At 31.1% G+C, this 21,356-nt stretch carries 22 protein-coding genes; all 22 read right to left on the bottom strand.

Going from position 1 to position 21,356, the window contains the following annotated elements; all coding sequences use genetic code 11:
- Positions 1-15: 15 nt before the first annotated feature.
- The 22 genes from recO to BS101_RS05740 all read right to left on the bottom strand — a co-directional run bounded on the left by recO (position 16) and on the right by BS101_RS05740 (position 21,237).
- Positions 16-789, bottom strand: a complete 774-nt coding sequence (gene recO, locus BS101_RS05845; protein ID WP_073537970.1) for a DNA repair protein RecO — start codon at positions 787-789, stop codon at positions 16-18.
- 46 nt (positions 790-835) lie between these two features.
- Positions 836-1,717, bottom strand: coding sequence for a GTPase Era (gene era, locus BS101_RS05840; RefSeq protein ID WP_073537969.1), 882 nt, complete (start codon positions 1,715-1,717; stop codon positions 836-838).
- The gene (locus tag BS101_RS05835) at positions 1,710-2,126 is read right to left on the bottom strand and encodes a cytidine deaminase (RefSeq protein WP_073537968.1); all 417 of its coding nucleotides are present in this window, start codon (positions 2,124-2,126) and stop codon (positions 1,710-1,712) included. Before BS101_RS05835 ends, era begins: the two co-directional genes overlap by 8 nt.
- Before the next feature lie 45 nt (positions 2,127-2,171).
- Entirely contained in the window at positions 2,172-2,870 is a 699-nt protein-coding gene (locus tag BS101_RS05830; RefSeq protein ID WP_073537967.1) for a diacylglycerol kinase, read from the bottom strand.
- Positions 2,871-2,917: 47 nt separating this feature from the next.
- Positions 2,918-3,412 (bottom strand): rRNA maturation RNase YbeY, encoded by a 495-nt coding sequence (gene ybeY / locus BS101_RS05825; protein WP_073537966.1) that lies wholly within the window; start codon positions 3,410-3,412, stop codon positions 2,918-2,920.
- Positions 3,409-5,535: an HD family phosphohydrolase gene (locus BS101_RS05820; protein WP_073537965.1), complete on the bottom strand. Its 2,127-nt coding sequence runs from the start codon at positions 5,533-5,535 to the stop codon at positions 3,409-3,411. The genes ybeY and BS101_RS05820 overlap by 4 nt, the downstream gene beginning before the upstream one ends.
- Positions 5,536-5,573: 38 nt before the next feature.
- Positions 5,574-6,743, bottom strand: a complete 1,170-nt coding sequence (gene yqfD / locus BS101_RS05815; RefSeq protein WP_073537964.1) for a sporulation protein YqfD — start codon at positions 6,741-6,743, stop codon at positions 5,574-5,576.
- On the bottom strand, positions 6,730-7,011 hold the full coding sequence (gene yqfC / locus BS101_RS05810; protein ID WP_012101289.1) for a sporulation protein YqfC: 282 nt from the start codon (positions 7,009-7,011) through the stop codon (positions 6,730-6,732). Before yqfC ends, yqfD begins: the two co-directional genes overlap by 14 nt.
- Positions 7,012-7,257: 246 nt before the next feature.
- Positions 7,258-7,563 (bottom strand): GatB/YqeY domain-containing protein, encoded by a 306-nt coding sequence (locus tag BS101_RS05805; protein WP_073537963.1) that lies wholly within the window; start codon positions 7,561-7,563, stop codon positions 7,258-7,260.
- A gap of 28 nt (positions 7,564-7,591) precedes the next feature.
- Positions 7,592-7,768: a 30S ribosomal protein S21 gene (gene rpsU, locus BS101_RS05800; RefSeq protein WP_007061146.1), complete on the bottom strand. Its 177-nt coding sequence runs from the start codon at positions 7,766-7,768 to the stop codon at positions 7,592-7,594.
- A gap of 148 nt (positions 7,769-7,916) precedes the next feature.
- Entirely contained in the window at positions 7,917-8,261 is a 345-nt protein-coding gene (locus tag BS101_RS05795) for a histidine triad nucleotide-binding protein (protein ID WP_073537962.1), read from the bottom strand.
- 59 nt (positions 8,262-8,320) lie between these two features.
- Positions 8,321-9,652, bottom strand: coding sequence for a tRNA (N(6)-L-threonylcarbamoyladenosine(37)-C(2))-methylthiotransferase MtaB (mtaB, locus tag BS101_RS05790; RefSeq protein WP_073541160.1), 1,332 nt, complete (start codon positions 9,650-9,652; stop codon positions 8,321-8,323).
- Between the two features lie 60 nt (positions 9,653-9,712).
- Positions 9,713-10,468, bottom strand: a complete 756-nt coding sequence (locus BS101_RS05785; RefSeq protein WP_073537961.1) for a 16S rRNA (uracil(1498)-N(3))-methyltransferase — start codon at positions 10,466-10,468, stop codon at positions 9,713-9,715.
- A gap of 27 nt (positions 10,469-10,495) precedes the next feature.
- Positions 10,496-11,434, bottom strand: coding sequence for a 50S ribosomal protein L11 methyltransferase (prmA, locus tag BS101_RS05780; protein ID WP_073537960.1), 939 nt, complete (start codon positions 11,432-11,434; stop codon positions 10,496-10,498).
- A gap of 84 nt (positions 11,435-11,518) precedes the next feature.
- On the bottom strand, positions 11,519-12,658 hold the full coding sequence (gene dnaJ, locus BS101_RS05775) for a molecular chaperone DnaJ (RefSeq protein ID WP_073537959.1): 1,140 nt from the start codon (positions 12,656-12,658) through the stop codon (positions 11,519-11,521).
- Between the two features lie 131 nt (positions 12,659-12,789).
- On the bottom strand, positions 12,790-14,646 hold the full coding sequence (gene dnaK / locus BS101_RS05770) for a molecular chaperone DnaK (RefSeq protein ID WP_073537958.1): 1,857 nt from the start codon (positions 14,644-14,646) through the stop codon (positions 12,790-12,792).
- Between the two features lie 83 nt (positions 14,647-14,729).
- A complete protein-coding gene (grpE, locus tag BS101_RS05765) occupies positions 14,730-15,395 on the bottom strand; it encodes a nucleotide exchange factor GrpE (protein WP_073537957.1) in 666 nt (221 codons plus the stop codon).
- 102 nt (positions 15,396-15,497) lie between these two features.
- Positions 15,498-16,538, bottom strand: coding sequence for a heat-inducible transcriptional repressor HrcA (hrcA, locus tag BS101_RS05760; RefSeq protein ID WP_073537956.1), 1,041 nt, complete (start codon positions 16,536-16,538; stop codon positions 15,498-15,500).
- A 190-nt stretch (positions 16,539-16,728) separates the two neighbouring features.
- A complete protein-coding gene (gene hemW, locus BS101_RS05755; RefSeq protein WP_073537955.1) occupies positions 16,729-17,880 on the bottom strand; it encodes a radical SAM family heme chaperone HemW in 1,152 nt (383 codons plus the stop codon).
- A gap of 10 nt (positions 17,881-17,890) precedes the next feature.
- Positions 17,891-19,699, bottom strand: coding sequence for a translation elongation factor 4 (gene lepA / locus BS101_RS05750; protein ID WP_073537954.1), 1,809 nt, complete (start codon positions 19,697-19,699; stop codon positions 17,891-17,893).
- 79 nt (positions 19,700-19,778) lie between these two features.
- A complete protein-coding gene (locus tag BS101_RS05745) occupies positions 19,779-20,111 on the bottom strand; it encodes a hypothetical protein (RefSeq protein ID WP_242951468.1) in 333 nt (110 codons plus the stop codon).
- Between the two features lie 61 nt (positions 20,112-20,172).
- The gene (locus tag BS101_RS05740) at positions 20,173-21,237 is read right to left on the bottom strand and encodes a stage II sporulation protein P (RefSeq protein ID WP_073541158.1); all 1,065 of its coding nucleotides are present in this window, start codon (positions 21,235-21,237) and stop codon (positions 20,173-20,175) included.
- Positions 21,238-21,356: the final 119 nt, after the last annotated feature.

Here is a 21,356-nt window from a genome sequence, read left to right as displayed (position 1 = left end):
TTTTTCTCTCCTTTTTTAGACTTTATTCTTTTCAAAACTTATAAGATTCCTTAAAATATCTAAACTTTTAGGTTTCCTAAAATAATTTTGAGAAATAATAAGTGTCAAAACTTTATATAATTCTTCTTTCACCTCTTTAGTTAAAACAACCTTATACACATTTTCCATAGAAATACTAGACAGGTACTTTAATGCACTACAGGTAGAATAACTTATATGCATACTGTTTTCTTTGTCACATTCTCTACAAATCCCTCCTAAATATTGGAGGTGTAGATACTCAAAAGATGTTATTTTTTTTCTGCATAAAGCACAATAGTCAAAATTAAGTCCATATCCTGTAGTCTTTAAAATTTTCAATTCAAAAGTTCTTGCTAATGTTTCAATATCTACTGCGTGACTTCTTATAAGATAAAAAGAAGTAGCCAAATACCTAAAAAGTTCTCTGCTACTCTCCCCATCATCCATTGCTATATCTGTAAGTTCACAAAAATACGAAGCATAAGTTAAATCATTTAAGTCATTTAATAAATCTTGAAATGAGTCTATTAAACTACTTTCATTTATAACATACAAACTTTTCCCTTTATAAACCACATAATCTCCATAGCAAAACTGAAGAGTAGTAGAAAATAGTGGACTTCTGCTCTTTTTAGAACCTTTAGCTATAGTAGATATTTTACCAAGTTTTTCAGTAAAAAGCCATACTAACTTATCTGATTCTTTTATATCCTGCGTCTTTATAATTATAGCCCTAGTTTTAAATATAGCCAGAAAATCATCCCCCACTTTAATTTAGTATATCCCTTATTCTAAAATAAATTTCTATATTAATTTATTTATATCCTAACTCCTTTAACAGCCTATCACTATCTCTCCATTCCTTTTTAACTTTAACCCAAACCTCTAAATAAACCTTTGAATCTAAAAATTTTTCAATATCTTCTCTGGCATAAGTAGATATTTTTTTCAGCATAGCTCCTTTTTTCCCTATTATTATTCCCTTATGAGATTCTTTTTCACAAAGTATAGTAGCTTCTATATTATACAATCCATTTGAATTTTTTTTCATAGATAGTATATCCACAGCTATACCATGAGGAACTTCTTTTGAAAGAAGTCTAAGTGCTTTTTCTCTTATAATTTCACCTACTACAAATTTTTCCTGTTTATCTGTAATCATATCATCCGGATAATATTTAGGTCCCTCCGGCATATACTTTACCATAAGTTCTACAAGTTCCTTCACATTTTTTTGCTTTAATGCAGATATTGGTATAATCTCAGCAAAATCAAAAATCTCTGAATAATTTTTTAGAGTCTCAGCTACTTTTTCCTGTGGATTTTCATCTATCTTATTTACCACTAAAAATACAGGTATATTTTCCTTTTTAAGTTGTTCTAAAATATATCTATCTCCTTTTCCAGCTTCTACATCAGGAGTTATTAAAAAGAGTATTAAATCCACATCCTTCACAGAACTTTCCGCAACTTTTACCATATAATTTCCCAGCTTATGTTTAGGTTTATGTATGCCCGGTGTATCTACAAAGATCAACTGAAAATCATCTTTAGTTAAAATAGTCTGTATACTATTTCTGGTAGTCTGTGGTTTACAAGATACAATAGACAGTTTTTCTCCCATAATACTGTTTAACAATGTAGATTTTCCTACATTAGGTCTTCCTATGATTGTAATAAATCCTGATTTAATCATAAACTTTCTCCCTATTTTCCAAATGTTTTTTTATAAATGCATAGGGTAAAATTTCTTCTAACTTTTTTACCATATACTCATTTTCATTTTTTACTATTATAATTTCCATATCTTCCCGCGCAAACTCTGAAATTACCTGTCTGCATATACCACAGGGATAAGTATATTCTTTATTTGATCCTGCTATTGCAATAGCCCTTAAATCCCTATGTCCTTCTGAGATAGCCTTAAATATGGCAGTTCTCTCTGCACAGTTAGTGGCTCCATAAGAGACATTTTCTATATTGCAGCCTGTATATATATTTCCATCTCCTGTTAGCACAGCTGCTCCAACTCTGAATTTGGAATAAGGAGCATAGGCAAGTTTTTTCGCATCCACAGCTTTAGAAATCAATTTCTTATAATCCATATTATTCCCCCTGAAAGTATAGACTTTCTGATTAAATAGACTTTCCTATCCAAATATTCTAAAAAGAAAAGCCGTTACTAAGGTTCCAAATATTCCTCCATAAATCACCTCCATTACAGAATGGGCTTCCGAATCTACCCTGCTCTGTGCTACTATAAAGGCTAAAAGATAACTTAAAATAACTACTGCTAACTCTCCCGTTATTAAAGCAATGGTAGTAGCTATGGAAAAAGCTAGAGCACTGTGTCCACTTGGCATACCTCCTTTAAGGGGAGTACCCTCTCCAAATATGGCTTTTATACCTATAGTAGCTATACATACAACTGTTAATATTATAAATATAGTATAAGGACTTGTACTTCTAACTTTCTTTATAACTATAAAATTGATATACTCCAGTTTATCTCCAAATACTATAAAACCCACAGCTATGGCATTTACCGCAGTAATAAGCACTGCCCCTGCTGCTGCATTTTTTGATATTTTGGCCAGTGGATGATAATAGTTAGTAGTTGCATCTATTGCAAATTCTACTGCGGTATTAAAAAGTTCAGCCATAATAACCATGCTTATAGTTATTATTACAGCTAGTATTTCTGCCTTACTTAGGTCATAAAAGAAGCATATAATCAACACTAAAAGAGCCACTGTCATGTGTATTCTCATATTTCTCTGGGTTCTAACAGAATATATTATCCCCTCAATAGCATAGTTAAAACTGTCCAATAACTTTTTTACCTTCATGACTACTCCTCATTTTATCAAATTAAGATTCACATAGTGCTGCATAATCACAATTTAACCTTCTTTAGAATACATTCTTCTCTTTCCCTCATGATTTTTTTATCACTATCCTCTGTATGATCATACCCTAAAAGATGGAGAACTGAATGCACTATTAAATAACAAGTTTCCCTAAAAAACGAATGTTCAAATTCCCTACTTTGTTCTTCACATTTTTCAAGAGATACAACAATGTCTCCAAGTACTAAATTTCCATCATTCATATCATATTCAGGAAATTTATGATTTAAGTAAACCTCTTTAAATACTTTACCTTCTGGATACTCCAGCATAGGAAAGGATAAAACATCAGTTACTTTATCTATATTTCTATTTTCTCTATTTATATCTTTTATATTCTCATTATCTACAAATACAACACTTATTTCACAGGGAAAATTCACTTTCTCTTCCTTTAAAGCACATTCTATACTACTTGTAACAATCTTTTCAAGCTTATGTGTTACTTCTATTTTATCCTGTCTGTTATCTAGAAAAATCATTCTTTTCCTCCCTGCTTTAATACATTAAATTTTTGTAATTGTTCCACATGTTTTTTAGAAAACTTATCCTCCGGGTATTCTATTCTATGGTGGTATATACCAATTAAAACTGTTAAAAATGCTTTCTTTATTTTACTTATATCCCTTAAAGTAAGGTCACAGTCATCAAGCTGTCCCTCATTTAACCTATCTTTAAATATGTTATCTATCATCTGTGTAATTTTAAATTCATCAGGTTCATTTATAGATCTTACTGCCGCTTCCACCCCATCAGCTAACATTATTATACCTGATTCTTTTGTTTTAGGAATAGGTCCTGAATATTTAAAATCATCTTCATTTACGTTCTCAATTTTTTCGCTTGAATTCTTCATAGTTAAATAAAAATACTTTACAATAGATGTACCATGATGTTCTTCTATAATATCCCTTATTATTTTAGGTAGTTTATACTCTTTAGCCATTTCAGAGCCATCTTTTACATGGGATATTATTATTAAGGTACTCAAGTTAGGTGTTAGCTTATCATGCGGGTTATCTTTTCCCAATTGATTTTCCCTGAAAAAATAGGGTCTCTTTATTTTACCTATATCATGATAATAAGCTGCCACTCTGGCTAAGAGAGAATTACCTCCTACTTCTTCTGCAGCCACTTCTGCCAAATTTCCTACCATTATACTGTGATGATAAGTTCCTGGTGCCTCCATGAGCAATCTTTTTAAAAGCGGTGCATTAGGATTTGAAAGTTCTAGAAGTTTTATAGTAGTTACTATATCAAATACACTTTCAAATAAAGGTAAAAACCCTATAACTAAAATCCCAGAAACTATACTCGCACTTCCAGTATATATACTTTTTTGAACTACATCTAATACATTGCTGCTGAGCAAAAATCCTATGGAAAAAGTAAGTGTAATATTTATAATAAATACGTATAAAGAAACAATTAATATATCATTTCTCTGCTGCATTTTCTTAAGTATAATGGCCCCTACCACTGAATTTACAATAGCTAATATAGTTATATCTAAATTGAAACCTAACGCAACATTTATCAAAACACAGTTTAACACACTTAATGTTAAAGATATTCTATGATTAACTAACAGTGCCATTATCATAGGTATAAAAGTAATAGGCATCAAAAATGGAGAAATCATTCCCACAATTCTGGATAACAATATGGCTATACAGTTTAATATATTTATCATGATAATTAGTTTTACATCCCCAAAAACTTTTTCATGATACTTATAAATATAAATCCACTGCAATAATAATACCAGTATTACCAATACCGCCAATGCTAAATATATATGCCATTGAAAATAAGGACTATTATCCAAAAGACCTAAATCTTTTAATATTTGTATTTGATGTTCTGTTACCGGTTCCCCTTCTTTTACTATGGTCTGATCTTTTTTTATCATAGCAGGAGAAACTTTTTTTTCAGCTTCTTTCCTTAATTCCTCAGTTTTTTCTTTATCATAAAAAAAATTAGGTGAAATTTGAGAATATGCTATATTAGTGGCTAAGGCTCTTAACTCTTTAGATAAATCAGAAGTGGTTACCTTTAATAATATGTTTTCCTGGGCTTTTTTAATATCATCCTGATTATCACTTTGTGTATCATCACTTATATTGCTGTCATCATATATATCACCTAATGTTTTCTGCAGGAAATCCTGAAGTTTTTTCATATCATCTTTATCAAGTGCTATTACAACTTTATAGGTATCATCTGTTATATTCATATTGTATTCACTTTTTAATTTTTCTAATTTATCCTTGTCTTCTATCTGTGAATCCTTCAATTGATTTGCTTTGGTAAAAAAACCATTTAGATTATTTAATATATTCGTCTTCACTTCAGGATTTTTATTATATTGAATGGGTACAGAATCAACAGCCTGCTGCAGTTTAGCATCTGTGGACAATTCATCTTTTACTTCCCTTGGGGCCTTTATATCAACCTTTGGAATATCCCCTACCTTCAGGCTATATCTTTTTGCTGTAAGTCCAGTGGCAAGTAAAAAATAAATAAATATAAAAGTTACTACAAAAACAATTATTTTATTGATATTTTTACTTAAAAAAAATCTTTTCAATGATAATTTTTTCAATGAAAATCACCCTTTGTTTTCTATTTTATATCTTGATATTAGTGTTCTTTATCTGTATTCTCAATCTTATCCTGAACTGCTATATTTTCTTCTGCTGTAACCTGAACTTTAACTTTATAGGAATCTCCTTGCTCATAAGTAACTACTTTATCTAAAATATTTATAGATTTATCTAAGTTAGAACATATTTTCTTATATAACTTATCTCCAGTATCTTTTACTATTTTCTGCACGTCCCCTTTTACTGAGATTTCTTTAACTTCAAAGTAAGTCTCCTTTGTCAACATAAATTTACTTTCCTCTATTTTATCATAATTATTAAATTTGTTATCATTTTTTTTAAAATATAGCTTTTTCCCCCCTAGTCTAATATAATAATTTTGTATTTTCTTGCCTGTCCTTTGTTTTTTTATACTATTTATACTTACTGTTTCTGTATCTTCGTATAGGGTTCTGCATATGACGTAGCCTCCTGCAGCAACACTATAGGTAGCAGATTCCTGCCCCTGTTCCCCTTTTACAAGTATCTGTCCTTTCTTTACATCATCTCCTATTTTAACAACTGGAGTGCCCAGTGTGGTATATATTCTTAATACTTTGCCATCTTTATTGGCCACTAAATTACAAGGACTATCTTCTTTAACTATATTAGGAGGAGATTTTCTTTCTATAGTTTTTACAGCTAACTTAGAACCCTCTATCCTTACTTTTATCCACATTATACTATCATTGTTTTTCATAAGTTCTTCTTCTATTTTATATATGTTTACCTTACTTTTATTAATCCCCGGTTTTATTCCATAATTTTTTAATTGTTGTCTTATTATATAAGGTGGAAGACCTTTATCAGAAGTAATTTCTATACTCCATATAAATGTAGACAAATAATATATTATTACTATAAATAAAATTATTCCCGTTACTAGTGTTATTCTCTTCTTAAGCTTGATTATTAAGAATAAGATCCCTCTCCTTTTAATTATTTTTATTTTAGTTCCTGTTTTTTGGGCTATATTTTTTATATTATAATAGTCCTTTAAATTTATTTCCATAGTCATAGTGGTAATACTTTTCTTTTTTATATTTTTTATATAAATATTATTTTTCCACATAAGGTTGATAAACTTTTCAGGTATTAGCGACTGTATCTCAATTAAAACAATTCCTTTTCTATAGTGTCCTATATTAAATTTACTAATTTCCCTCATAAACTATAGAATTAAACCTCCCCCCTATAGTTATAGTACTTCCCCCCATAAAAAGCACTTCAAATTTACTACCATATATAGATATTAGGCCCACACCAGAATTAATTTTTATTTGATTTTCATCGAACAATACAATACCTCTATGATTTTCTATTACTATTTCATTATTTCCTGTAACTTTAATCTGAGGCATATTTAAAATTATATCTCTTGGCAAATCCAATTTATCTGCAATATTTCGTTTTGTATTATATATTTTGTCTCCCATAGTATCACCTCTAAAAATTTATCTATATTAAACACATAGCCTTTACTAATTTATGAAACATATATATAATAAATTCCTTAAAGGTTAAACTACATTTAAGAAGTATACTGATTTATCTTCTCCTTTAATCATATAAATTTGGGATAAATAAAAAAAGCTGAGATAACTCCCAGCTTCTTATATTTATTTAAATATTTTTTACTATTTGACTCCCAAGCCTACCATCTTATATCATAGTAATAGTTTCTAAGTACAACAATTGTCATAATATTTTTCACCTTTTATGCTTTCTGCACCCATCTTGTCAACTGCTTTCCTAAAAATTTCGGAAAGTTTTTCCTTACTTAACTGCTGAGGAAGGTAATTCAACAAAATCCCTATTTCAGATCTCGTCTTACGAATCGAATCCCATTTTTTGCCTTTTTTAAATTCAAGTATAGATTGCAGTCTTTCCTTTAATGAAATAATCCATTTATCCATACTTATAGTATCTAATTTAAACTTATTTATTAGTTTTAAATCATATTTCCGGCATTTTTGTTTAAGGGACATATTGTTTAATACCCTCTTTCAAAAAATTCTACTTAAACTTTCTCTTTCTTGCAGCTTCTGATTTTTTCTTTCTTTTTACACTTGGCTTTTCATAATGTTCTCTTTTCCTAACTTCTGAAAGAACACCAGCTCTGGCACATTTTCTCTTAAATCTTCTCAATGCACTCTCTATAGTTTCATTTTCTCCAACTTTTATTTCTGACATATTATATCCCTCCCTCCGCTAGCTCAATTTAATTTTAAAAATTAAATACAGTTAACATGGGTAAAATAGCACATAGCCATTATACAATAAATCTTTAGATACTGTCAACAATTTCATGGCGGATTATATTAAACATAATTGTACTATATTAGCCTGGAGGCCATTTTAAAGTTCTACCTCCTAACATATGGAAATGAACATGTGGTACTGTCTGTCCTCCTTCTTTTCCACAGTTAGTTACAATTCTATATCCTTTATTTGCTATACCTAATTTAACTGCAATTTGTTTTGCAATTAAGTATATATAAGCAATAAGCTTAGTATCCTCCTCAGTGATGTCATTTATACTATCTATATGATTTTTAGGTATTATAAGTACGTGTACTGGTGCACCTGGCTCTATATCTTTAAAGCATAACACCTTATCATCTTCATATACTTTTTCAGAAGGTATTTCTCCTTTTATTATTTTACAAAAAATACAATCTTCCATAAATTTCACCTCCTTTAACTGTATAAATTCAATAGTTTATAATGAATATCCTTCTAAAATCACATGAAATTTTTAATTCTTCCTAAAATATATCCTTCTTTTACACTTTGAAGCTTTGTATTTAAAACTTTACCCTCTAAGTTTTCACCTTCTGCAGATTCTGCAATTACCTTCATATAATTTGGTGTATATCCTTCATAATATATCTTATCTCCTGAAACTTTTTGTTCATACAATACATCCATGTTATTACCTAAAAATCTATTCATAAACTTATTCTCCAGTCTTTCATTTAACTTTATAATTTTATTGCTTCTTTCATCCTTTATCTTGCCATCTATTTGATCTTTCATATTTGCAGCTTTAGTACCTTCTCTCCTGCTGTACTTAAATACATGGATTTTGGAAAGTTCTATTTTATTTAAAAAATTATAAGTTTTATAAAATTCTTCTTCTGTTTCTCCTGGAAAACCAACTATAATATCAGTAGTTATAGATACATTTTTTATACTGTTCCGAAGTTTATACACTATTTCCTCATACTCCATGGTAGTATATTTTCTATTCATCCTATTTAAAGTAGAGTCACATCCACTTTGAAGTGAAAGATGAAAATGAGGACATAATTTTGTCAGGCCTGCCATTCTATTTATAATATCTTCTGTAAAAAATTTAGGATCTATGGACCCTATTCTAACTCTATCGATGTCTTTTATCTTATCTATCTCTTCCAATATTTTAATAAGATTCCAATTTCCACTTATGTCTACCCCATAAGAGGCAATATGTATCCCTGAAAGTATTATTTCTTTAAAATTATTAACTTGAAGTTTTCTTACTTCCTCTATAATTTTATCAGGTTCTTTACTGCATACAGGCCCTCTGGCAAAAGGTATCAAACAATAAGAACAAAATCTATTACATCCATCTTGGATTTTTAAAAAGGCTCTTGTTCTATTTTGATATTCACTTATATTTAAATCCTCAAATGCTTTATTTTTTAGGGCATCGCTGACTTTTATTATCTTTTCTCCATCCTTAAAGGCCTTATTTACAGAGTAAAGTATATCTCCCTTATTTTTAGTTCCTAAAACCACATCTACTCCATTTATTTTAGATACTTCATCTGGTGCAATTTGTGAATAACATCCCACCACAGCAATTACAGCACTGGAATTTTTTCTTTTAGCACGATGTATCATCTGTCTTGACTTTTTATCTCCCATATTGGTTACTGTACAAGTATTTATCACATACACATCAGCATACTCCTCAAAATTCACAAGTTCATACTCTTTTTCAATAAACTTTTCAGCCATAGCTTCAGTTTCATACTGGTTTACTCTACAGCCAAGAGTAGCTATAGCCACTCTTTTTTTTCTACCATACAGACGAAAAAATTCACTACCTGAAAGTGTTAAATTTGCTCTATTTGTATTAATTGGTTCCACCTAACAAAGACCTCCTAAATCTCCTAATTCATACATAAGAAGTGCTGTACAGACAAATCCTGCAGTTTCTGTTCTAAGTATTCTAGGACCAAGAGTTACTATTTTAGAACTAATATTTTTAAGTTCTTCTATTTCTTCTTCTTCAAATCCTCCCTCTGGACCAATTACAATAGCTATTTCCCTTATAGAAGCTCTATATTCTATAGAGTCTATTACTTTTTTTATTCCAATAGATTTTTCCATTTCATATGGAACTACAATTAAATCCATATTGGATAAATATTTTAAAAGTTCTTCAAAATAAATGGGAGGCTTCACGGCAGGTATTATACTTCTTTTACACTGTTTACAGGCTTCCAGTGCAATTTTATTCCATCTGTCTACCCTTTTAAATTCTTTAAAATCACCTTTTACTGCCACTCTATTAGTAATTATAGGAATTATCCCCCAAATTCCAAGTTCAGTGGCCTTCTGTACAATTAAATCCATTTTACTGGATTTGGGTAATCCTTGAAATAAATATACTTTAAGGGGACTTTCATTATATAATTTAAGTTCTTCTACAATATTTACTGTAACTTTTTCTCTCTCTATACTAGCTATTACTCCTAAAAACTCTTTTCCATGACAGTTATTTATGTTTACTTTATCTCCTATTTTCAGTCTAAGTACCTTATGTATGTGTTTTAAGTCATCCCCTTTAATATGTGCTGTATTAAAATTTATATCCTCCTGGGGCACAAAAAATTTATTCATTTTAAATCACCTTTTTATCCCTAAAAATCACTTGATAGTTGACACTATACACACCCATTCTCCATCTTCATTTATTTCTCTTATGCAAAACCCATTATTTTTCAAATTTTCAGCCACTTCTTCTTTTCTATCTATTATTATACCGGAACATATAAAAATTCCTTCTGAAACTAGAAATTTTTTAACTTCTTCTGTCAGAGATAAAATCACATCTGCAATTATATTTATAACCAGAATATCTGCCTTTCCATGAACTCCTTCCATAAGATCTCCATGGAATACCTTTATATTTTTTATATTATTATAACTTATATTTTTCAAGGCGGACTCTACAGCCACAGGATCCAAATCCACAGCAGTAACTTCTTTTGCTCCAAGCTTTGAAGCAGTTATAGCTAATATTCCAGAGCCTGTGCCTATATCAAATACATTTGACTCTGGCCTAACATATTTCTCCAATGCCTTTATACACATTTTTGTAGTTTCATGAGTTCCAGTACCAAAAGCCATACCTGGATCAATTTCTACTACTATATCCTGTTTTTTATTTTCATATTCTTCCCAAAGCGGTTTTATCACTATTTTCTCTCCAGCCCTATAGGGCTTATAGTACTTTTTCCATCCATTTTCCCAATCTTCTTCATTTACTTTATTTGCTACAACCAGGCCTTTTCCTTTATCTATGCCCAAATTTTCTAAATTATTTATATTATCCTTTATGTATTTTAAATAACCATAAAAGCTTTCACTTTCTCTATAGTATGCTTTAATTACTGCTCCCTCTTCAGCTTTTAATAGACTTTCATCAAAATAATCCCAGTCCCCAGGATGTTTTTTCTTAAACTCTATATCTTTTGTATCTTCTATAGATATACCTTCAACTTCCGTATTATACAATATCCCTGAAACAGCCTCTACTGCTTCACTGCTTACAATTATGGAGACCTCTATCCATTCTTTACTCATATGCTTCCTCCTACATAAGTAAATATACTGACAGTTATAATATGAAGACTGTCAGTATATTTACTTATTATAATTTTGAAAATTCTATTTGGAATCATTTTTGAAAATTTTGTCGATAAATGATTTTTTTTCTACATCCCTTGGTTCAATTTCTCCACTAGCTTCCATAAACATCATGAGGGCTTCTTTTTGTTTTTCATTTAAATTTTTAGGTATATCTACAATTACATTAACGTATTGATCTCCCCTACCTCTTCCGTCAACTTTAGGAACACCTTTCCCTTTTAATCTAAACACAGTTCCCGGCTGTGTTCCGGGTGGAATCTCATATTTAACATCTCCATCTATGGATGGAACTTTTAAACTAGTTCCAAGTGCTGCTTTTCCAAAGCTAATATGTGCATCTAGATAAATATCAAATCCCTTTCTTTTAAACTTACTGTGGGGAGAAACCCGTAAATTTATATAAAGGTCTCCTGAAGGGCCTCCATTTTTGCCATGTTCTCCTTGTCCTCTTATAGGTATTATATTACCAGTATCTACCCCTGCAGGAACTTTTACTTTTATCTTTCTATGCTTTCTTACTATGCCCTTACCCCTACATTCTTCACATGGATTTTTTATTATAGTACCCCTGCCACCACATTTATCACAAGTAGTCATGGTAACAAAATTTCCAAGTGGAGTACTTCTTTGATGTCTAACCTGTCCTGTACCATTACATTTATCACAGGTATGAGGATGACTTCCTTTCTTTGCACCTGTGCCATTACAAGCTTCACATCTTTCATTTCTAGTCACAGATATCTCTTTTTCTACACCGAAAACTGCCTCTTCAAAGGTCAGACTCAATGTATATTCAAGATCAGAACCTCTTTCTGGTCCATTTTTTCTTCTTCCAGAAGAAAATCCACCTCCAAAAAAGGAGTCAAATATATCTCCAAATCCCCCCAGATCTGAAAAATCAAATCCTCCAAAACCGCCTTGAAATCCTCCACCATTAAAATCAGTGGTACCAAACTGATCATATTGGGCCCTTTTCTGTGGATCTGTAAGTACTTGATATGCTTCATTAATTTCTTTAAATTTCTCTTCTGCCTTCTTATCATTTGGATTTCTATCTGGGTGGTATTTTAATGCTAATTTTCTAAAAGCCTTTTTTATATCCTGATCACTGGCTCCTTTATCCAGTCCCAGAATTTCATAATAATCTTTTTTTGCCATTTTTGTGTTTTTCACCACCTAAAACAAAAGTATAAATTACAATTTCTACTTAAATTAAGGGAAGAGCTAAAAACTCATCCCTTAACTATTATTATTATACACATTTATTATATAATCGTGAAGAGAAAATATTATTTATCATCATCTACTTTATACTCTGCGTCAACTACATTGTCATCTTTGGCATCTGTATTTCCTGTTGTTCCACCTGGGTTTGCTCCTGGGTTTGCTCCTCCATCTGCCCCTGGCTCAGCATTTTGACTATATATTTTTGACGAAATTCCATAGAAAGTCTGTGTTAAATCTTCTGTGGCCTTTTTAATTGCTTCAAGATCATCTCCATCTTTCACTTTCTTAACAGCTTCAACTTTTTCTTCTATAGCTTTTTTATCTTCACTTGAAACTTTATCTCCTAAATCTTTTAAAGTCTTCTCTGTCTGATATACTACCTGATCTGCATTGTTCTTTATCTCTATGGATTCTTTTCTCTTCTTGTCTTGCTCTTCAAATTTTTCAGCTTCCTTTACAGCCTTATCTATTTCATCATTACTTAAATTAGTAGAAGCTGTAATTGTAATATTAGCTTCCTTGCCAGTTCCTTTATCTTTGGCAGATACATTTACTATACCATTTGCGTCTATATCAAAAGTAACTTCAATTTGTGGCACTCCTCTTGGAGCCGGAGCTATACCTGAGAGAGTAAATCTTCCAAGGGTCTTATCATCTGCAGCCATTTGTCTTTCTCCTTGAACTACATGGATTTCTACAGAAGTCTGACCATCTGCTGCAGTTGAAAATACTTGACTCTTCTTAGTAGGTATTGTAGTATTTCTCTCAATTAAAGGAGTGGCAACTCCTCCTAAAGTTTCAATTCCAAGAGTAAGTGGAGTTACATCAAGAAGCAATACATCTTTTACATCCCCAGTTAAAACTCCTGCCTGGATAGCTGCACCCATAGCCACACACTCATCAGGGTTAACCCCTTTAGATGGTTCTTTACCTGTAAAACTTTTAACCGCTTCTTGAACAGCAGGTATTCTTGTAGATCCACCTACTAATATAACTTTATTTATATCATTTATTGTAAGTCCTGCATCATTTAATGCTTTTCTCATAGGTTCTATTGTTCTGTCAACCAGATCCTGTGTAAGTTCATTGAATTTTGCTCTTGTTAAACTCATGTCTATATGCTTTGGTCCTGTGGCATCTGCTGTGATAAACGGTAAATTTATGTTGGTTTGAGTTGAAGATGACAACTCAATTTTAGCTTTTTCAGCAGCCTCCTTTAATCTTTGGAGAGCCATTTTATCATTTTTTAAATCTATACCATTATCAGCCTTAAAAGTATCCGCTATATAATCTATTATTTTCTTATCAAAATCATCTCCCCCCAAATGGGTATCTCCATTTGTGGCCTTAACCTCAAATACACCATCTCCAAGCTCTAGTATGGATACATCAAAGGTACCTCCCCCTAAGTCATATACAAATATTTTCTGGTTGGTATCCATTTTATCCATTCCATAGGCAAGGGCTGCAGCTGTGGGTTCATTTATTATTCTAAGTACTTCAAGTCCTGCGATTTTTCCTGCATCCTTAGTTGCCTGTCTCTGGCTGTCATTAAAATATGCAGGTACTGTTATAACTGCCTGCGTAACAGTTTCCCCCAAATAAGCTTCTGCATCTGCCTTTATTTTCTGAAGTACCATTGCAGATATTTCCTGTGGTGTATATTGTTTTCCATCTATATCAACTTTATGATTTGTTCCCATTTCCCTCTTTATTGAAATTATTGTTTTATCAGGATTTGTTATTGATTGTCTTTTAGCAACCTGCCCCACTAATCTCTCTCCATTTGCCTGAAAAGATACTACAGAGGGAGTTGTTCTTGCACCTTCTGAGTTTGCTATTACTACCGGGTCTCCACCTTCCATAACTGCAACGCAAGAATTTGTTGTTCCTAAATCAATACCTATTACTTTTGACATGTTAATTTACCTCCTAAATTTAACTCAGTTGAGATTTATCTTGTATACCTATTTATATAATTTAGCTTTATACTATTGAAAACTTAATTGGCCACTTTAACCATACTATACCTTATTATTTTATCTTCCCTTTTATATCCTTTTTGAAACACCTCTACAATAGAATTTTTATCATAATTATCATCTTCTATGTGCATAACTGCATTATGAATATTAGGATCAAACTCACCTTCTGTAGAAATTTCCTCTACATTTAATTTTTCGAATGCGGTATTAAATTGCCTGATCGTCATTTCTACACCCTTTTTTAAGTCATCCATATCCCCTTCTACTTCCACTGCTCTTTCAAGGTTATCTAGAACAGGTAATATTTCCTTCAATATATCCCTGCAGGCATCAGAATAGATAGCTTCTTTCTCTTTAGCTGTTCTTTTTCTGAAATTATCGTATTCTGCCGCAGTTCTTGATAGTCTATCCTGCAGAGTTTTAAATTCATTATGAATTTTTTCATTTTCAGACTTCAATTTGATATTTTCACTTTTCAATTCTTCCTCTAAATTTACCTCTGAAACCTCATCCTCTTCTACATTTTCCACTTCATCCTCTTCTTTATCTATTTCTGTTTCTAAATCCATATCATTTTCCAAGTTCTCATTGCCCTTAAAGCCTGTATTTTTATTGTCTTGCTTTACCTCTTGCTCTACATCACCATGAAAATCCGATGTATTTTTATCTTCTTCCTTTAACATTTTAAAAACTTCCTCCAATCTAATATTTTATCACCACTTAAACAACTAGTTTACACCACTATGCTAGGCAGTTTAAAACCCTATTGGAAATCAAAAGACTAATTACTTTTCCTCTGAATAAGTATGACTTAATATATAATTCATTTCCCTCACTACATTTTCTAATATTGATATAACTTTTGAATAAGGCATCCTTGTAGGTCCTATTACACCAATTTCCCCTATAGGTCTTCCATTGAGACTATAAACTGAACATATTACACTACAATTTTCTGCACCCTCTATATAATTCTCTTCACCTATCTTTACTGAAATATTTGAAGCACTATTTAATAATCCACTTACCTTATCTTTATTATCCAGCATAGACAAAAATCCTTTTGCTTTTTCTATATCCTTATATTCTGGATAATTAAATATATTAGTAGTACCCTGCATATATATTGGGGAATTATCTACACTGTTTAAACTTTCATATAAAGCAGATATTATATTATTAAATATATCTTCATAACCCTTTAAATCTATCCTTAAATCATTTATAACTTTTAAATTTATCTGCTCTGCAGTTAGATTTTTCAGTCTGGCATTTAATATATTGCTGAGTTTAGCAAGCACATCATCTGTGATGGCCTTACCTACCTTTATTAAATTGTTTTTTATAATCCCACTATCAACTATGATCACTAATAATATATTTTTACTGGATTCAATATTTATCAGTTGTATATGCTTTATATACCCTTTTTTAATGGAGGGTGCCTTTACTATGGAAGTAAGTTTTGTCAATTCTGACAAAAGATTAATAGCTTGCTTTATTATTTTATCAACTTCAAATAAAGTAGCATCTATTATCTGACTTTTTATTATATAAAGTTCTTCAGGAGTTAAATTTGGTATTTGCATTAGTTCATCCACATATAGTCTATAGCCCTTATTGGAAGGTATTCTTCCAGAAGAGCTGTGAAGCTGTTCCAAATATCCCATCTCTTCCAGATCAGACATTTCATTTCGTATAGTAGCTGAACTCACACCTAAATTATATTTTTTAGCTATGGTTCTAGATCCCACAGGCTCTGCCGTATTTATATAATCATTCACTATGGCCTGAAGTATTCTTATCTTTCTCTCATCTATTTCCATAATATCACCTCTTTATTAGCACTCGTTAGCATTGAGTGCTAATCACCATGATTAAAAAATATCACTCATAATTTTTTTTGTCAACATCATATAAATTATATTATTTAAGTAAATAGTTTAGTTTACCAGGTTTAAAACTAAATTCATGATTTTTTCTCATGTTTTCTCAAGATATCTAATGTACTTGGTATTAGTTAAATATAAATTCACACATTATACTGTTAGATACCTCTATTCCTCTTCTGCTTAAATATAGTCTATCATCTCTTAATATTAACATTTTATTATTTATATATTTAGTTATTATATTTCCATATACTGAATAGATATTTTTACTAAATCTATTGTTAAAGTCACTTATAGAAATTCCATTCACTTTTCTAAGCCCCATAAACATAAACTCTTCCATATCATTATAAATAGAATTTTTATGCCTATCCAATTTTAAAAAATTTCCCCTATTACCTTCCAAAATATATTGTTCTATATTTTCTGTATTTCTATACCTATATCCCCCTACATAGGAATGTGCACCTGCGCCACAGCCTATATACTGGTTTAAATCCCAGTATACTAGATTATGCCTGCACATATTACCCTTTCTGCAAAAATTAGATATTTCATATTGCTTGTAACATTTTTTTAAGAGAAATTTCAAGGTAAAATCATACATTGCCCTCTCTTCTTCTTCTGAGGGAAGATTTAATTTGTTTTCTCCATATAGATTATAGAAAGGTGTACCTTTTTCCACAATAAGGCTATAACAGGATATATGCTCCGGTGAAATTCCAACTACATTTTCCAGGCAATCTCTCCATATCTCTAAAGTTTGTCCTGGAAGTCCAAATATAAGATCTACATTTATATTTGAAAATCCTAAACTTCTTGCCATTTTATATCCTTCTAAGAAATCCTCTAAAGTATGAACTCTTCCTAAATTTTTAAGCATATTATTTTGCCAGGCCTGAAGACCTATACTTAATCTGTTGACTCCCATATTCCTTAGAAATATAAGTTTTTCCTTTGTAAATGTACCTGGATTTCCTTCTACTGTAAATTCTAAATTTTCAGTAGTATTCAATTTTTGTATAGACTTATATATATTATACCATGCATCTAAAGATAAATAGGTGGGAGTTCCCCCACCTATAAATATAGTGTTTATTTCCCTGTTTCCTATAGTTTCTATATCTTTAGCCAATACTTTTGAATAATCCATCATAAGATTTTCTTTTCCACTATAAGAGGGAAAATCACAATAGAAACACTTTTTCTTGCAAAATGGAATATGTATATATAAAGATAGGGGATTACTATAATTTACTTCTTTATTATCATACATACAATACCTCTTATTCTTCAGTTTTCAGTATAGCCATAAATGCTTCCTGTGGGATTTCTACCGTTCCTACCTGTCTCATTCTCTTTTTTCCCTCTTTTTGTTTTTCAAGTAACTTTCTCTTTCTTGATATGTCTCCTCCATAACATTTTGCAAGTACATCTTTTCTCATAGCTTTAACTGTTTCTCTTGCTATAACTTTTCCACCCACAGCAGCTTGTATAGGTATTTCAAAAAGCTGCCTTGGAATTATGCCTTTCAGCTTCTCGGCTATGCCTCTTCCTCTATCATAGGCTCTCTCTTCAGGGACAATCATAGATAATGCATCTACCATATCTCCATTTAAAAGCACATCAAGCCTCACCAATTTAGCTGACTTATACCCTTTTAATTCATAATCTAAGGATGCATATCCTCTAGTTCTGGATTTTAAAACATCAAAAAAATTATATATTATCTCATTTAAGGGCATATCATAATTTAGGGATACTCTTGTGGTTTCAATATACTGCATATCCCGAAATATCCCCCTGCGGTTTTGTGCAAGTTCCATTACTGCCCCTACATATTCAGAAGGAGTTATTATAGATGCTTTTACTATAGGTTCCTCCATATATTTTATTTCTGAAACAGGAGGCATGTTAGTAGGATTTGTAAGTTCTACCACTGTACCATCTGTTTTTCCTATTTTATATATAACAGATGGAGCTGTAGTTATTATGTCCAAATTAAATTCCCGCTCTACTCTTTCCTGTATAACATCCATATGTAATAGCCCCAAAAATCCACATCTAAATCCAAAGCCCAATGCCACAGAAGTTTCTGGCTCAAAATTTAAAGCTGCATCATTTACCTGCAGTTTTTCCAATGCTTCTTTTAACTCTCCATATTTTGCTCCATCAACAGGATATATACCACTGTATACCATAGAAATTACAGGTCTATATCCTTCTAAAGGCTCTTTTGCCTGATTCTTAGCTCCAGTTACAGTATCACCTACCCGGGCATCTCTCACATTTTTAATAGATGCAGTAAAATACCCTACATCTCCCGCTCTTAATTCAGCTCTTGGCATAAAATTGGGAACAAATATGCCTGTCTCTGTAACTTCATATATCTTTCCAGTGGCCATAAGTTTTATTTCATCTCCAGGCTTAATATTGCCTTCTTTTACTCTTATATGACAAACTACACCCTTATAACTATCATAATTTGAATCAAATATAAGTGCTTTTAAAGGTGCATTCTCATCTCCCTGTGGATATGGTATTTTATCCACTATTGCTTCTAGCACCTGTTCTATATTAAGGCCTGTCTTTGCAGAAACAAGAGGGGCTTCAGAAGCCTCTATTCCTATAACATCTTCTATTTCTTCTTTTACTTCCTCAGCCCTGGCGCTTGGAAGATCTATTTTATTTATCACAGGCAGTATTTCCAGGTCATGCTCCATTGCCAAATAGCAATTTGCCAGAGTTTGAGCCTGAATTCCCTGGGTAGCATCCACCACCAGGATTGCTCCTTCACAGGCTGCAAGACTCCTTGAAACTTCATAATTAAAATCCACATGTCCAGGTGTATCTATAAGGTTTAACACATATTCTTCTCCGTCTTCCCTTTTATATATAAGCCTTATAGCCTGAGATTTTATAGTTATACCTCTCTCTTTTTCTAGTTCCATATTATCAAGTACTTGAGAATTCATTTCTCTTTCAGTAAGTGTTCCTGTCTTTTCAATTAATCTATCTGCTAAGGTAGATTTGCCATGATCTATATGAGCTACTATAGAAAAATTTCTTATATGTTTTTGTCTTTCGGTGTGCATACTATTTTCCTCCAATATTACTAACTACATGGATAGCTACAGTAAATTATATCATAACGTATATACAGTGAAAAGTCTATTATTTAGTAAATTTATCTTCTATGTTTTCAAATATGTGTTCAGTTCCGTTTGTAACTCTGGAGATTCCAGAATGAATTTCTTCCCCTATTGAGTTTACAAGTTTCTTTGTACCATTTTTGAAATTATAGCCTATTTTATTATTTATACACAAAGAATATTCTCCCACATCTACCCTGAAATCAAAAGGTGAAAGAGAACAATTTATTTTAAAATTTGAATTATCTTTTATAAATTCAGGCAGCCTTGCACTAACAATTGTAAAACCCGAAAAGATTATCATGATAAAAATCACCATTACAGTTATAAATCTTTTTTTACTCAAAAAAATCACCCCTATAACAAACATTGTTTACATTATAAGGATGATCTTTTTTACAGATTTTATACAAATTTTACTTATTAAGTATTTCTGCTATTATTCTAGCCACATATTTACCTGTGGCCTTAGATTCATCAGATGTATTTATATCCGCTCCTATTTCCATAAGTACTGCATTGTTACTCCTATCCTGATTAAAATATCTAGTTCCATAATTATAATAACAGATACCTTTTGCAAGTCCTGGAAATAAATTATTAGAAGTTTCTATTATTTTATTTGCCATAATCATATTTTTATCAAAGTGAGGATTTTTTCTAGCCATTACCAGCATAAATTTAGCTACATTTTCTCCATTCAATCTAGCAGTCACTGCTTTTTTATCCTCTACCGAATCCCTGTGAAGATCTATTATAAGCTTAAAATCTCCATATTTTTTTAAATAATTATCTAAAGTTACAGAGGATCTTGCATAACTTTGAGTATATGCTTCTGCATCATGAACCGTTTTATCATTTATCGCAGATATACCATAATTATTTTGAAGTTCATTTACTATTGAATCCCCTACAGCACATACATTTTGGGTATCATCAAAACTATTTGCCTCACCTGGTTTATAACTCTCCGTAGTATGTGTATGATATATAAGTACTTCCGGTGTGCTAGTATCTAAAGTTTTTTTAAGACTTGGATTATATACAGTTACAGTTTTACTTTCTAAATTCAAATCATTCTGGCTGTTGGAACTTGATGTATCACTACTTTTTTCAATCTCTTTATCTTCTAAATTAAATTCATTAAAACTTACATCCTTTGAATCATCTAAATCCAAAAAAGCCATTTCTTTTCCCAAAAGCGACAACACATCACTGGTATTTAATCCTATCATTTTTAAAGCTGTATCCCTTATAGAAAAAGTATTTTCTGCCATATCATCTTCTGAAAAAGAGGTGGCTTTCACAGTGGATAGGGTGTAATTCAAAACTTGAACATAAAACATATTTCTTTTTTTATCACTGCTATATGAATTAGCTTTTACCATACAAGGTAAAATAATGACTAGTATTATTGTCACTGTTAGCATACATATTTCTAACTTAGATTTATTTTTAAAATTGTTTCTTCTGTAATTCAATTTTTTCTGCCTTAAATTATTCAAAGCAGCTTTCCCCCCTCCCGTAAATATATTACTGTTAATTTATATGAGAGGTATATTAAATTTATTACTTAATTAATGCAAGGAATGTACCTACT

The organism is Clostridium kluyveri (genome assembly GCF_001902295.1).
GTDB classification, from domain to species: Bacteria; Bacillota; Clostridia; order Clostridiales; family Clostridiaceae; genus Clostridium_B; species Clostridium_B kluyveri_B.
The sequence above is the reverse complement of the archived record's forward strand: the minus strand, read 5'-3'. Positions and strand labels throughout refer to the sequence as shown.